This window comes from Maribacter sp. HTCC2170, from assembly GCF_000153165.2.
Lineage (GTDB): Bacteria > Bacteroidota > Bacteroidia > Flavobacteriales > Flavobacteriaceae > Maribacter_A.
On record NC_014472.1, the window covers coordinates 153676 to 168688 of the forward strand.

Annotated in this window: 14 protein-coding genes; 12 read left to right on the forward strand and 2 right to left on the reverse strand. The window is 37.2% G+C overall.

Annotation, left to right across the window (positions count from 1 at the left end; all coding sequences use genetic code 11):
• Both fbaA and accD read left to right on the forward strand, forming a co-directional pair.
• Positions 1–1068 carry a class II fructose-bisphosphate aldolase gene (fbaA, locus tag FB2170_RS00685; protein WP_013304564.1) on the forward strand — a complete coding sequence of 356 codons (1068 nt, stop codon included), beginning with the start codon at positions 1–3 and terminating at the stop codon, positions 1066–1068.
• A 27-nt stretch (positions 1069–1095) separates the two neighbouring features.
• A complete protein-coding gene (gene accD, locus FB2170_RS00690; RefSeq protein ID WP_041632961.1) occupies positions 1096–1953 on the forward strand; it encodes an acetyl-CoA carboxylase, carboxyltransferase subunit beta in 858 nt (285 codons plus the stop codon).
• A gap of 50 nt (positions 1954–2003) precedes the next feature.
• Here accD and FB2170_RS00695 read toward each other — a convergent pair whose 3' ends face one another.
• A complete protein-coding gene (locus FB2170_RS00695) occupies positions 2004–2864 on the reverse strand; it encodes a hypothetical protein (RefSeq protein ID WP_013304566.1) in 861 nt (286 codons plus the stop codon).
• Between the two features lie 163 nt (positions 2865–3027).
• On the opposite strand from FB2170_RS00695, the gene rpsO reads away from it, so the two are divergent.
• From rpsO to FB2170_RS00720, 5 genes are all read left to right on the forward strand, one after another.
• The gene (gene rpsO / locus FB2170_RS00700; RefSeq protein WP_013304567.1) at positions 3028–3297 is read left to right on the forward strand and encodes a 30S ribosomal protein S15; all 270 of its coding nucleotides are present in this window, start codon (positions 3028–3030) and stop codon (positions 3295–3297) included.
• 193 nt (positions 3298–3490) lie between these two features.
• On the forward strand, positions 3491–5704 hold the full coding sequence (locus FB2170_RS00705; RefSeq protein WP_013304568.1) for a polyribonucleotide nucleotidyltransferase: 2214 nt from the start codon (positions 3491–3493) through the stop codon (positions 5702–5704).
• Positions 5705–5862: 158 nt separating this feature from the next.
• A complete protein-coding gene (locus FB2170_RS00710) occupies positions 5863–6726 on the forward strand; it encodes an RNA polymerase sigma factor RpoD/SigA (RefSeq protein WP_013304569.1) in 864 nt (287 codons plus the stop codon).
• A 213-nt stretch (positions 6727–6939) separates the two neighbouring features.
• On the forward strand, positions 6940–7170 hold the full coding sequence (locus tag FB2170_RS00715; protein WP_013304570.1) for a VF530 family DNA-binding protein: 231 nt from the start codon (positions 6940–6942) through the stop codon (positions 7168–7170).
• The gene (locus tag FB2170_RS00720) at positions 7160–7612 is read left to right on the forward strand and encodes a tRNA (cytidine(34)-2'-O)-methyltransferase (protein ID WP_013304571.1); all 453 of its coding nucleotides are present in this window, start codon (positions 7160–7162) and stop codon (positions 7610–7612) included. The genes FB2170_RS00715 and FB2170_RS00720 overlap by 11 nt, the downstream gene beginning before the upstream one ends.
• A gap of 16 nt (positions 7613–7628) precedes the next feature.
• On the opposite strand, the gene FB2170_RS00725 is transcribed toward FB2170_RS00720, so the two are convergent.
• Positions 7629–8597: a sugar phosphate isomerase/epimerase family protein gene (locus tag FB2170_RS00725; RefSeq protein ID WP_013304572.1), complete on the reverse strand. Its 969-nt coding sequence runs from the start codon at positions 8595–8597 to the stop codon at positions 7629–7631.
• 138 nt (positions 8598–8735) lie between these two features.
• Here FB2170_RS00725 and FB2170_RS00730 point away from each other — a divergent pair, with 138 nt between their 5' ends.
• The 5 genes from FB2170_RS00730 to FB2170_RS00750 all read left to right on the forward strand — a co-directional run bounded on the left by FB2170_RS00730 (position 8736) and on the right by FB2170_RS00750 (position 14957).
• Positions 8736–11366 carry a c-type cytochrome gene (locus FB2170_RS00730; RefSeq protein WP_013304573.1) on the forward strand — a complete coding sequence of 877 codons (2631 nt, stop codon included), beginning with the start codon at positions 8736–8738 and terminating at the stop codon, positions 11364–11366.
• Positions 11359–12291 (forward strand): tetratricopeptide repeat protein, encoded by a 933-nt coding sequence (locus FB2170_RS00735; protein WP_013304574.1) that lies wholly within the window; start codon positions 11359–11361, stop codon positions 12289–12291. The genes FB2170_RS00730 and FB2170_RS00735 overlap by 8 nt, the downstream gene beginning before the upstream one ends.
• 13 nt (positions 12292–12304) lie before the next feature.
• Positions 12305–13234: an SGNH/GDSL hydrolase family protein gene (locus FB2170_RS00740; RefSeq protein WP_148232035.1), complete on the forward strand. Its 930-nt coding sequence runs from the start codon at positions 12305–12307 to the stop codon at positions 13232–13234.
• A gap of 95 nt (positions 13235–13329) precedes the next feature.
• Positions 13330–13989 carry a ribulose-phosphate 3-epimerase gene (rpe, locus tag FB2170_RS00745; RefSeq protein ID WP_013304576.1) on the forward strand — a complete coding sequence of 220 codons (660 nt, stop codon included), beginning with the start codon at positions 13330–13332 and terminating at the stop codon, positions 13987–13989.
• Positions 13989–14957, forward strand: coding sequence for a YpdA family putative bacillithiol disulfide reductase (locus tag FB2170_RS00750; RefSeq protein ID WP_013304577.1), 969 nt, complete (start codon positions 13989–13991; stop codon positions 14955–14957). The genes rpe and FB2170_RS00750 overlap by 1 nt, the downstream gene beginning before the upstream one ends.
• The last annotated feature ends 56 nt before the right edge of the window (positions 14958–15013 follow it).

Consider the following 15013-nt stretch of genomic DNA (forward strand, 5'->3'; position numbering starts at 1 on the left):
ATGGCCCATAATATTAAGCCAGGTGTTGCTACCGGCGATCAAGTACAGGAGATTTTCAATTATGCAAAAGAAAAAGGGTTTGCATTACCAGCAGTTAATGTAATTGGTTCTGATACCATTAATGGTGTATTGGAAACAGCTGCGGCCCTGAATGCTCCAGTTATTATTCAATTCTCAAATGGAGGTGCTCAGTTTAATGCCGGTAAAGGATTGTCAAACGACGGGCAGAATGCAGCGGTGCAAGGTGCAGTTGCAGGTGCTAAACATGTTCATCAATTGGCTGAGGCATATGGTGCTAGTGTGATATTACACACTGATCATTGTGCGAAAAAATTATTGCCTTGGATTGATGGTCTATTGGATGCCAGTGAAAAACATTATGCAGAAACTGGTAAGTCATTGTTCAGTTCACACATGATTGATCTTTCAGAAGAACCGATTGAAGAGAATATTGAAATATGCAAGGGATATCTTGAACGAATGAGTAAAATGGATATGACTTTGGAAATTGAACTTGGAATCACGGGAGGTGAAGAAGATGGAGTTGACAACTCAGATGTTGATGATTCTAAACTCTACACCCAGCCTGAAGAGGTAGCTTACGCATATGAGGAACTTTCTAAAGTAAGTCCTAAATTCACTATAGCGGCAGCCTTTGGGAATGTCCATGGTGTTTACAAACCGGGAAATGTAAAATTGACACCAAAAATTTTAAAGAACTCACAGGAGTATATTTCAAAAAAATACGGTGTAGAGCACAACCATATTGATTTCGTTTTCCATGGCGGATCAGGATCTACAGTTGAGGAAATTAGAGAGGCGATAGGCTACGGTGTTATCAAGATGAATATTGACACAGATTTGCAATATGCATTCTTGGCAGGTGTAAGAGATTATGTTCAGGATAAAAAAGATTATCTTCAAGGCCAGATTGGTAACCCAAGTGGTTCTGACGAACCAAACAAAAAGTATTATGACCCAAGGGTATGGTTGCGCGAAGGTGAAAAATCTTTTATCGAACGTTTGAAAAAAGCGTTTGACGATCTTAATAACGTTAATACTTTATAAAAAGTAGTTTAACTCAATATGGAAGATATGTCGTCGTGGTTTAAGAGAAAAGAAAAAGGAATACAAACAGCTACTGAGCAGAAGAAAGATACACCAAAAGGTCTTTGGTATAAATCCCCTACTGGTAAGATTGTTGAATCTGAAGATTTGGCCAAAAACTTCTATGTAAGTCCAGAGGATGACTATCACGTTCGCATTGGCAGTAAAGAGTATTTCGAAATTCTTTTCGACGATAATAAATTTACCGAGTTAGATGCCAAATTATATTCAAAAGACCCGTTAAAATTCACTGACACCAAAAAGTATACTGATCGTTTAAAAGCAGCCCAAAAGAAAACTGGTTTGAAAGACGCCGTGAAAACGGCAATTGGCAAATCAAATGGCAAAGATTTGGTAATCGCTTGTATGGATTTTAGTTTCATTGGAGGTTCTATGGGTAGTGTTGTTGGTGAGAAAATCGCCAGAGCCATAGATCATGCCATTAAAAAGAAGGTGCCTTTTGTAATGATTTCTAAATCGGGTGGTGCTCGAATGATGGAAGCCGCACTATCTTTAATGCAATTGGCAAAAACCTCTGCGAAATTAGCACAGCTGGCCGAGGCAAAACTACCGTACATTTCTTTATGCACTGATCCAACAACTGGAGGCACTACTGCATCATATGCGATGTTAGGGGATATTAATATTTCTGAACCAGGTGCCCTAATAGGTTTTGCTGGTCCACGCGTTGTGAAAGAAGCTACAGGAAAGGATTTGCCTGAAGGTTTTCAAACATCGGAATTTGTTCAAGAACATGGGTTTCTGGATTTCATTACACACCGAAGGGATTTAAAGAAAAAGATAAATCTTTATATTGATTTGATTCAAAACAATCCAGTCAGATAATAGGAAAAAGCCCTGATGTTGCAATCAGGGCTTTTTTATTTACAGCATTTTTAGTGCTTGAACCGGCGTAAAAATATTTCCTCTGATTCTCCGTCAGGATGTGTCAAAATACCTTTTGCATCGCACGAACCATCACCAAAATCAAGACTTGCTGTAGCATCATTTCTCGAAATCTCAAGAATCCCACTAACAATAAACCTACAGGACAATTCTCTACGCAAAGGCACAATAGTCTCTTTCATGAACACATTACCCAATTTACCAGTATACGTTGCCTTACCCGAAATTAAAAAGGCATTATCACCCCAGTAGCCCGAGCCATACCCTTCAATCCATTCGCGTGTTCTATTTGCCGAAAAACTCGCCGAGTCTCCATCTGGCCAATTACCTTCAAAATCGGCTTCAGCATTGGATTCGGGATTGCCATTTTCATTGTTTCGCATTCTTACTATTGATGCATTCCCGTCAACTGCCACTCCATTGAACGTAAAATTCTCCAGGGACATACTCAATGTCTTTGTAGCTAAATCCATATCCTTTAAATAGCTTAATTGTATTATCCCACTCAGGATATTACCATTAGGCAATTCACATCCCTCTCCAAAATCAATAGATTTTTCTTTGCTTGTACTTGTCAAAACAGTTGTTATTGTAACACAATCCGGTAAATAGTCAGATCTGTAATCAGCTTTGGAAGTAGTCATTATTTCATCAGTAGCATAGACTTCTTCCCCAATATTAACAACATCTTCAATAATTAAATCTGCCTCATCACTTGCATTTAGTTCTGTAGCTGTAATCGTCATATCTTCAGAAATGTTCTGAGAATCATCTTTGTCGCAGGATCCCAACACACAAATTGCCAAAAGCAATGATCCCATAAACTTCACTTTTCTTAAATTCTTTTTCATAATAACATTTTTTTAACATTTATTCTTTGACCAGCGAAATTCAGAAAGGTTTAATATTGATTAAAAAGAAATACCTTGACGGCTTAAACAAAAAATATTCTTATCTTTGCGCCCTGATTGAAAATCAATCAAGTACATAAAAATCATTTAAAACAATATTGGAATGTATCTAACAAAAGAAATCAAAGCCGAGATTTTCAAAAAACACGGCGGAAAAGCAGAGAACACAGGTTCTACAGAAGGTCAAGTTGCATTGTTCACACACCGTATCAATCATTTGACCGGTCACCTTAAAAACAATCACAAAGATTATAATACTGAGCGTTCATTGGTGAAACTGGTAGGTAAAAGAAGGAGTCTTTTAGATTACTTGAAGAAAAAGGATATTGTAAAATATCGTGAACTTATCAAGGAGCTTAATATTAGAAAATAAGTATAAAAGGGGAAGCTTGGCTTCCCCTTTTTTATATACTCCTTGGTCCAGGAGTCAAAAAAGGACAATTTCAAAAAGCTGCACACAGTTTTTCATTGGTCAACACAACAACACAACACGATCCGACCAGAAAAATGTCGGAAAAGACCATTGTATAATAAACTTGATAAAATTCAAGTTTTAAATCGAATTTATGATTCCACAAGTATTTAAAGAGGTCATTGACCTTGGTGATGGTAGAGAAATCTCTATCGAAACCGGAAAATTGGCAAAACAGGCACATGGCTCTGTTGTTGTTCAGTCAGGAAAATGTATGTTATTATGTACAGTTGTTTCCAATTACAAACAAGCGGATGTAGATTTTCTTCCGCTAACGGTAGATTATCGTGAAAAATTTGCTGCCGCGGGTCGTTACCCTGGCGGTTTCTTTAAAAGAGAAGCAAGACCTAGTGATGGTGAAGTTTTAACAATGCGTCTTGTAGACCGTGTTTTACGCCCATTATTCCCTAAAGATTATCACGCAGAAACACAGGTGATGATTCAATTAATGTCTCATGATGAGAATGTTATGCCTGAAGCTATGGCTGGCTTAGCTGCTTCTGCAGCTATACAGTTATCAGATTTCCCATTTGAATGTGCGATTTCTGAAGCAAGAGTTGGTCGTGTAAATGGTGAATTCGTTATCAACCCAACACGTGCTCAATTAGAAGAGTCTGACATAGAGATGATGATTGGAGCGTCTGCTGATTCAGTAATGATGGTTGAAGGTGAAATGGATGAGATTTCTGAAGAAGAGATGGCTGATGCTATCAAGTTTGCACACGAAGCGATTAAAGTACAAATTGCTGCTCAATTACGTTTAGCAGAAGCATTTGGTAAAAAAGAAGTTAGAGAGTATGAAACTGCAGAAGTAAATGAAGATTTACAAAAAAGAATACATGATTTAGCTTATGATAAATGTTATGCTATTGCTAAGCAAGGAACTTCTAAAGTAGAACGTAGTAATGCATTTGCTGAAGTAAAAGAAGAGGTTAAAGCTTCCTTTACTGAAGAAGAGATGGAAGAATTTGGACATCTTGTTGGAGGGTATTACGGTAAAGCAGAAAAAGAAGCTGTTCGTGAATTGACATTAAGCGAAGGTTTACGTTTAGATGGTAGAAAGACTGATGAAATTAGACCCATTTGGTGTGAGGTTGATTATTTACCGTCCACACACGGTTCTTCAATATTTACGCGTGGAGAAACTCAGGCTTTAGCTACTGTTACATTAGGAACATCTAGAGATGCCAACAAAATTGATATGCCTTCTCATGAAGGTGAAGAAAACTTCTATTTACACTATAACTTCCCTCCTTTTTGCACAGGTGAAGCTAGGCCATTAAGAGGAACTTCAAGAAGAGAAGTTGGTCATGGTAACTTAGCGCAACGTGCTTTAAAAGGTATGGTTCCAGAAGATTGTCCTTACACAGTACGTGTTGTATCTGAAGTATTAGAATCTAACGGTTCGTCTTCTATGGCAACAGTTTGTGCTGGAACAATGGCGATGATGGATGCTGGTGTGCAAATGACAAGACCAGTTTCTGGTATTGCAATGGGATTAATTTCTGATGGTGATCGTTATGCTGTATTGTCTGATATTTTAGGTGATGAAGATCACCTTGGAGATATGGACTTTAAAGTAACAGGTACTTCTGAAGGAATTACCGCTTGTCAAATGGATATTAAAATTAAAGGCTTATCATATGAAATTTTAGTGAACGCGCTAAAACAAGCACGTGAAGGTCGTTTACATATCTTAGGTAAAATTACTGATACGATTGCTACGCCTGCTCAAAATGTTAAAGAGCATGCCCCTACAATGGTAACACGTAGAATTCCTAACGAATTTATTGGTGCTTTAATTGGGCCAGGTGGAAAAGTGATTCAGGAAATGCAAAAAGAAACTGAGACCACTATCGTTATCAACGAAGATCCTGTGACTGAAGAAGGAATTGTAGAAATTTTAGGTGTTGGTAGCGAAGGTATTGCCGCTGTTGAAGCTAAAATTGACTCGTTGATGTTCAAACCAGAAGTTGGTAGTGTATACGAAGTGAAAGTAATCAAAATGTTAGATTTTGGTGCTGTAGTCGAGTATATGGAAGCTCCGGGTAATGAAGTACTGTTACACGTTTCTGAGTTAGCATGGGAACGCACTGAAAATGTTAGTGATGTAGTTAACATGGGTGACGTTTTTGATGTGAAGTATTTTGGATTGGACAAACGTACTCGTAAGGATAAGGTATCAAGAAAAGCTCTTTTACCTAAACCTGAAGGTTATGTTGAAAGACCACCACGTAACAATGATCGTCGCGGAAGAGATGATCGCCGCGGAAGAGATAATAGAGATCGTAAACCTAGAAGAGACTAAGTTTCTTTTCTAATAAATAGTAAGCCTCGACAGTTTTGTCGGGGCTTTTTTATGTTTTTTAACGTAAAAAGCAACTTTTATTGACCCTTTTGTAACATTTTGGGCATTTCTACGTATAAGTATATGCAGTCTATGCAAATTGAATTTAAAAACAGTAGATGAGACAGCTTAAGATTACAAAACAGGTTACCAATAGGGAAACCGCATCTTTGGACAAGTACTTGCAAGAAATTGGCAAAGTAGACTTGATTACTGCAGATGAAGAAGTAGAATTGGCACAACGTATCAAGGCAGGCGACCAGATCGCTCTTGAAAAACTAACAAAGGCCAATCTTCGATTCGTAGTATCAGTTGCCAAACAGTACCAAAACCAAGGACTTACTCTGCCTGACTTAATCAATGAAGGAAACTTAGGATTGATAAAAGCGGCACAACGTTTTGACGAAACTCGTGGATTTAAATTTATCTCGTACGCAGTATGGTGGATTCGTCAATCCATATTACAAGCATTGGCCGAACAATCTCGTATTGTTCGTTTACCATTGAACAAAATTGGTTCTATTAATAAAATCAACAAGACTTTTGCTTTCTTAGAGCAAGCGCATGAAAGAATGCCTTCTGCTGAGGAAATTGCAAAAGAATTGGATATGACCGTTGAGGATGTTAAACAATCCTTGAAAAATTCAGGTCGTCACGTATCTATGGATGCCCCCTTAATTGCCGGTGAGGATTCTAACCTATATGATGTACTTCGTAGTGGTGAATCACCAAACCCTGATAGGGAGTTACTCCACGAATCTTTACGTACAGAAATTGAACGTGCTTTGGAAACATTGACACCAAGAGAAGCTGATGTAATTCGTTTATATTTTGGTTTAGCTGGTCAACATTCTATGACCTTAGAGGAAATTGGTGAAACTTTTGACCTGACAAGGGAAAGAGTACGTCAAATCAAGGAAAAAGCAATACGAAGATTAAAACATACTTCTCGAAGTAAGATTTTAAAGACATATCTCGGGTAAACGGGACACAAATCGAATGTTAAATATTCTTAATATTGGAAATTTGGCATATAAATTGTAATTTGTGAAGCATAACAACAGTTTATCATGACTGTTCGTTTTTTGATTGATGAATAAACTCCGGCTGATTACCGGAGTTTTTCATTTTATACATTTTAGGAAAGAACAAAGGGGTAAATTTGTAGTAACAAATCGTCGGCATATAGACAAATCATGAATAACAAACAACCCAACAACCCATTGCACGGTATTAAACTTGCTGACATTCTTGAATATTTAGTAGACACCTATAGTTGGGAAGAACTAGCATCCAAAATCAATATCAATTGTTTCAAAAGCAATCCATCAATAAAATCGAGTCTAAAATTTTTGCGCAGAACACCTTGGGCCAGAGAAAAAGTAGAACATCTATATTTAAAATCAATTAAAAACAATGCCTCTTAATATTGTTCTTTTTGAACCTGAAATTCCCAATAACACAGGAAACATTGGTCGATTGGCTTTAGCAACTGGCTCCAATTTACATTTGGTAAAACCTTTTGGTTTTGAGCTTGATGATAAACGCTTAAAACGTGCTGGTTTAGATTACTGGCCACATATTTCACTTTTTACCTATGAAAATATTGAAGAGTTTTATAAACAACACAACGATAAAAACCTAGTATACTTTTCAAGTCACGGAGAGAAAAATCATTGGTCCATCGATTACAAAGATGATATGTATCTAATCTTTGGAAAAGAATCCGTAGGACTACCAAAAGAAATTCTCCAAAACAATTCTGACAAACTCTACAAAATACCTCTTTTTAGTTCAAAAATAAGAAGCCTGAATTTAGCCAACGCTGTTGGCGTAACCATTTATGAGGGACTAAGACAACTTGGATAATGCCAATTACTAAAACTTAATCCAATTCATAATAAAAAGCATTTCGCAATACTTCCAAACTTTTGGGCACTGCAATGTTAGGGTCTTCCTTGCCTTCAAATTCTAAAGAGATATACCCCCTATAATTATGTGCCCGCATCATCTCCCCAATTTTCGGGTAATCAATATCCAAGGTATACCATTTTCCTCCACCGTAATAAGTTTTAGCCTGAACCAAAAATGTTTGCGGTGCCAACATCTTCATTTGTTCTTCTCTATTCTCTAAAAAATTTCCAGTGTCCAACGTAACCTGAAGCCATCGATTATCTATGGTATCAACAATTCTTTTTACCCCTTCCGCAGTACGACCTAATCCCCAATGATTTTCCAAACCTAACACTACACCACATTTTTCTGCAACGGGCAAACATTTTTCTATCGAATCAATAACCCATTTATATCCATCCTCGTCCGTATATCCTTCAATCGTTGGCTCAATTCCTTTATTTGCCATTAAAGAGTCGAAGGACTCGGATGTACCCCATCGACCAGTATTCAATCGCATGGTAGGAATTCCGAGTTTATAAGCAAGTTCTATTTGGTGAATGGTCTTAGTTATATTCTCATCCCTGTATGCTTTATCTGGATTCAAATAACCTTGATGTGTTGAAAAACCCATTAAATCCAAGCCTGCATGAAACGCTCTTTTCTTTAATTTTTGTAAATATCCATTTTCTTCTGATGACATTTGAACCAACAAAAGTTCAATCCCATCAAATCCCATAGCAGCCGCTTTATCTATGCAAAGTTCCATGGGTACATTCTCTTTTGGACCTTCAAATTGCCAAAATGAGTATGAAGAAACCCCTATTGGATTATGTTTTATTTTTTTTAAAGGTTTTACCGAATTGTCAAACAAATTCGAATCATCTTTCAACGTGTTCCCCATAGCTACTGAACCTATACTTAGGGCTGCAGCACCATTAATAAATTTACGCCTATCCATACTATAATATTTATACTAAAGATACGCAATTACTAACTCATAAAAATCCTTGAAATGATTTTATAAATGCTTAATTTTCAAATGCATCAACCATTTTTTTCAATTGCTTATCTTTATAGCTAAACCATATTCTTTAAGATGAAAATAACCAAGATTGCGTTTATTCTGCTGACTTTACTTTCTTTTGGATGTAATACAGAAAAACCAAAGGACCTAACTGAAAAACCAATAGAATTTAAGCTTCCGGCTAACTTTGAGCTAGAAGAATTATACAGACCCAGTGAACATGAACAAGGTTCTTGGGTGGCAATGGCAAAAGGTCCAAATAATACTATTTACTCCTGTGATCAATACGGTAAAATATATCATTTTGAAACACCGGAAATTGGAAAAACCATTAAAGAAGAGGATGTGCACCCCCTCAATCTAGAAATAGGGGAAGCACATGGCCTTCTATGGTCCCATAACAGTTTGTATGTCGCGGTAAATAAACAATGGAAAGATGATGTCCCTGATAATGAAGAAAATGGAAGTGGCGTATACCGAATTACCGATACTGACAATAATGGAGAATTGGATAAGGTTGAGATGTTGTTAAAACTTAATGGCGCAGGAGAGCATGGGCCACATAGTTTTGTACCCTCGCCAGACGGCAAAGAAATCTATTTTATCGCTGGGAACCATACCTCAGTTCCAGAGCAACTCAAAAAAGGTAGTAGACTTCCGACCAATTGGGGTGAAGACAATCTATTTACCCCATATTTGGATGCACGTGGTCATGCCAACGATGTCAAAGCTCCAGGAGGGTGGATAGCCAAATTCAATCCTGATGGAACAGATTGGCAAATTGTCTCTGCTGGATATAGAAATGCCTTTGATATTGGTTTTAATAAAGACGGAGAATTATTTGCATATGATGCCGATATGGAATGGGACATAGGAATGCCTTGGTATCGTCCTACTCGAATCTGTCATGTAACAAGCGGAAGTGAATATGGATGGAGAACGGGTTCAGGTAAATGGCCTGAATATTATGGTGACGGCCTTCCGGCAGTTCATAATTTGGAGCAAGGTTCACCAACAGCCGTGCTTTCAGGAACAAAGCTAAACTTTCCGTCTAAATACAGGAATGGGCTCTTACTTATGGATTGGAGTTTTGGCACGATTTATTTTGCAGATCTAAAACCCAAAGGCAGTAGTTACACCGCCGAAAGAACCGAGTTCCTTTCTGGCACTCCACTACCATTGACTGATATGATTGCGGGAGGTGACGGTAATCTCTATTTTGCAACTGGAGGTCGAAGAATAAATTCCCATTTATTCAGACTTCGCTATACGGGTCCTGAGGATTCACAAGATGAAATTGCCAGTGATTCCAAAACCAAAGAACTAAGAAATCTTAGACAGAGTCTTGAAAAATTCCATGACCAACCTTCTAAAGACGTCATTCCACTTGCATGGAAGAATTTAGATAATGATGACAGATTTGTGCGATATGCCGCAAGAATTGCTTTGGAGCACCAACCTGTAGACCTTTGGATAAATAGGTTTATGATTGAAAAAGAATCCAAAAAAATTATAGAAGCCAGTATCGGTTTGGCAAGACAAGGTGATGCAGCTTTACAATCGAAAATATTAGATAAATTAAACCGTATACCCTTAGAAACACAGTTGGCACAACAACAGCTCAACATGCTTAGAGCCTACGAACTCCTTTTTATTAGGACGGGAACACCAAGTGAACAAGACAGGCTAGCAACAAGCAAAAAGTTGAATTCCTATTTTCCCCACGCCAATAATGCCATGAATCGAGAATTGGGTCAACTATTATTATACTTAAAGGCAGACGGAGTTGTTGAAGGTCTGGTACAGCTACTTGAAAAGCACACCAAAGAAAAAACAACACTCACAAAGGAATTTTTATCCGAAGAAACCACGCTTAGAAGCGAACAATATGGACCATTAATTCGTGAAATTCTTGCTAAAATGCCCCCAAGTGAATCCATATATTATGGAGTTTTACTTAGTCATGCTGAAACTGGATGGACAAAGAAGGCTAGAGAGAAATACTTTCAATGGTTCTACGATGTTTTTAATGCGCAAGGTGGGTTAAGTTTTAAGCCCGGTATGGAGAATATTCGTTTAGCGGCCATGCAACATGTCCCAGAAAAAGAAAAAGAATATTTTCAAGAACTATCCGGAGTTTACTCGCCGTCGACAGCCATAGCAAATTTGCCTATGCCTGCTGGTCCTTCCAATCAATTAACTGCAACTGAAATGAGGCGAGCCGCTTGGGGAAAAGAACTCGCTGATTATAAAACAGATTTTGACAAAGGGGAACTTGCATATAAAACCGCGACATGCATCTTGTGCCATAGAGTTCGAGGTGAAGGTGGTGCAGCGGGTCCCGATTTGACCCAAATCTCAGATAAATTTAGTAGAGGTGACCTTTTATTTGCCATTTATAGTCCAAATGATGCGATATCTGATCAATATGCAAATACCCTGTTTCATATGAAAGATGGAAAAAAGTTTTCGGGAAGAATCAAATCTGAAAATGAAGCAACAATCACTTTAATGCCTAATCCTTTTAATGAAAATTATACAATAGAGGTTGAAAAATCAAATGTAGAAAAAAGAGAATTATCTCCTTTATCACCAATGCCTCCTGGGTTACTCAATCGATTAAATCCAAAGGAGGTAAGGGATCTTTTTGTTTATCTAGAGGCAGGTGGCGACCCTAACCACAAAGTTTACAAAGATGATTAATTTAAAAAATGCCGTATTCATCTTTTTGCTGGTAATTGTTGGATGTAAAGAAACCAAAAAGGAAGTTTTAGTTGAGAAAACACCTCAGAAGTTCATCACCCCTTTAGCTAAAGAAATCATCATCCCAGAACCATGGGGACAAATGTCGGAACTATTTGAAAAGGCCAAGAAAGATTTTGAAAATGACCCTGACAACCTAGAGAATATAATTTGGTATGGCCGAAGAGCCGCATATATAGGTCAATATGAAAAAGCGATAGATATTTATTCAGATGGAATTGAAAAATACCCTTCTGAATCCAGACTTTATAGGCACAGAGGGCATCGTTTAATTTCGTTAAGAAAGTACAATATGGCCATCAATGACCTAAAAAAAGCCAGTGAACTTATTGAGGATAAAGAAAACGAAATGGAAGCAGACGGAATACCAAATGCCCTCAATACCCCTGTTAGCTCAAAACACGGTAACATTTGGTATCATCTTGGTTTAGCTTATTACCTAATTCATGATTATGAAAATGCCTATGCTGCATATTTAAAATGTAGACAATCTGGAAATAATGCCGATAATATTGTTTCCAGTACGCATTGGCTATATATGATTCAACAAAGAATGGGTAACCCCGACAAGGCCAAAGAAATGCTTGAGCCCATTTCGGCAGACGCAAATATCATCGAAAATCAAGGCTATCATGACCTATGTAAATTTTACAAGGGCATTATTCCCATAGACTCTTTGATGAATACCGAAAAAGGAAATCCGTCTTCAGATGCCGTTTTTTATGGTTTGGCCAATTGGCATTTCTATAATAACGATAAGCCCAAAGCCCATAAAATGATGCTGGAAATGATGGAAAGCAAAGCATGGAGTTCTTTTGGATACTTAGCTGCTGAAAGCGATATTATAGAATATTTCAATGATTAACAGCATTTTCTTTATGGCAAAGAAATCATTTATTGGATTCATTTTGTTTTTTGTCCTATTTCAGGTTAAATCACAGGAAACCATAAAAATCCCTGAAAAGGCAAACAAGATTCTTTTTCTTGGAAACAGTATCACCTACTCAGGACAGTATATCTCTTATATTGAGACATATTTGACATTAAAGTACCCAGAAAAAAAATTAGAATTCATAAATGTTGGTTTACCTAGCGAAACAGTTTCCGGGCTATCCGAACACAATCACGCACAAGGCAAATTTCCTCGACCAGATTTAAAAGAACGATTACACAGAGTTCTTTCAAAAGCGAAACCTGATTTTGTATTTGCAAATTACGGCATCAACGATGGTATTTATCTACCATTTGATAATGAACGCTTTAAAAAATTTAAAGATGGTATTCTATGGATGCATAACGAAGTTGCAAAGTCCGGGGCAGAGATTGTTCACCTAACTCCTCCGGTATACGATGGTCCAAATACTGCAGTTTATGATAATGTAATGGACATTTATTCCCATTGGTTATTGAGCAAGAGATACACCGATGAATGGAAGATTATTGACATCCATTCCCCAATGAAGGGGCAATTACAAAAAGAGCGAGTACAAAATCCAAAATTCACTTTTGCACCTGACGGGGTTCACCCAAATAAGGAAGGGCATTGGGTAATGGCCCAACAAGTGCTTTTAAGTTTAGGCGAAAACACTTCCGCCCAATTCAATAGCATAGAAGAGGCCATCACAGAATTTGAAAATGGCAAAAAGGCATTGGAACTTATTGAAAAAAGGCAGGCAATCAATAAAGATGCTTGGCTTTCGGCTATTGGACATGAGCGTACTGGTATGACTGAGGGTATGTCACTTAAAGAAGCCCAACTGAAATCCAAGAAGTTGAAAAAACAACTTACGATGTTATTGAATCAATAAAAATTCACTTTTCGAATTACTTTCATAATTCATTTTCATTCTTATAACTTTAGTCATTTCACTACCTTTGCTTTTAAATATATACCATCAATAGAATGAGCAAAACAAAAATAGCCCCCTCTTTATTAGCAGCGGATTTCGGTAACTTACAGCGAGATGTAGAAATGGTAAACAACAGTGAGGCAGATTGGCATCATATTGATATTATGGATGGCGTTTTTGTTCCAAATATATCCTACGGAATGCCTGTTTTAAAGGCAATTCAAAAACATGCTAACAAACCACTGGATGTTCATTTAATGATTGTTGACCCCGATCGTTATATCAAAACTTTTGCCGATTTGGGGGCCAGTGTATTAAGCGTACACTATGAAGCATGTAATCATTTACATCGCTCGTTGCAAGCTATAAAGGCCGAAGGTATGAAAGCAGGTGTTGCCATTAATCCACATACAAGTATCAATTTATTGGAAGAAACGATCAATGATATTGATGTTGTTTGTCTTATGAGTGTGAACCCTGGATTTGGTGGTCAATCCTTTATTGAAAATACATATGAAAAGGTAAAAGCACTAAAAGCTTTAATCAATAAAAAAGGCGCAAATACGCTCATTGAAATTGATGGGGGTGTTACATCTAAAAATGCCAAATCTTTGGTTGAAGCAGGCGCCGATGTTTTAGTAGCTGGTAGCTTTGTTTTTAAAAGCGATAATCCTACAGAAACCATTAAGGAATTAAAAGAGATTGCTGAATAATGAACAAGCTTGATATAGTAATTGTCGGAGGAGGACCAATAGGTATTGCCTGTGGCTTGGAAGCTCAAAAAAATGGACTCAGCTACATTATTATTGAAAAAGGACCTATTGTAAACTCTCTCTTCAACTATCCTATAAATATGCAGTTTTTCTCCTCTTCAGATTTGTTGGAGATAGATAATATTCCTTTTATCAGTAATGAAGCAAAGCCTAAAAGAAATGAGGCATTAGAGTATTATCGCAGAATTGTTACCAGCAATGCATTGAAAATAAATCTTTTTGAGACCGTTGACAATGTAAATAAAATTGATGAAGGTTTTGAAGTGATTACAGATAAACAAGAATATATAGGAACCAATGTGATCATTGCCACAGGATTCTATGACATTCCAAATTTATTGGATATCCCTGGGGAAGATTTAGCCAAAGTTTCGCATTATTATAAAGACTCCCATTTTTATGCCAGTCAAAAATTGGCTGTTATAGGAGCAAGTAATTCAGCTATTGATGCTGCTCTTGAATGTTATCGCAAAGGTGCCGAGGTCACCTTAATAATTAGAGAACCAGAAGTAGGCAGGCGTGTAAAATACTGGGTACGACCCGACATCATCAATAGGATTGAAGAAGGGAGTATCAAGGCATTGTTCGATGCAAATGTCAAAGAAATATACCCTAACAAGATACTTGTTGAAACAAAAAAAGGAAACATTGAAATAAAAAATGATTTTGTACTGGCGCTGACTGGATATAGACCTAATTTTGCATTTCTTGAAAAATTGGGAATAGAGCTTTCAGATGATGAAAAGAGACTCCCACAATACAATAAAGAAACAATGGAAACCAATATCGATGGCCTCTTTTTAGCAGGTGTCATCTGTGGAGGTATGGAAACCCACAAATGGTTTATTGAAAATTCACGTATTCATGCTCCCATGATTATTGCCAGCATTTTGCAAAAACAGAACTAAGTTTTTGATATTTTAATTTTGATACTATTTTATCTTAGTTTCAGTATATTATCACC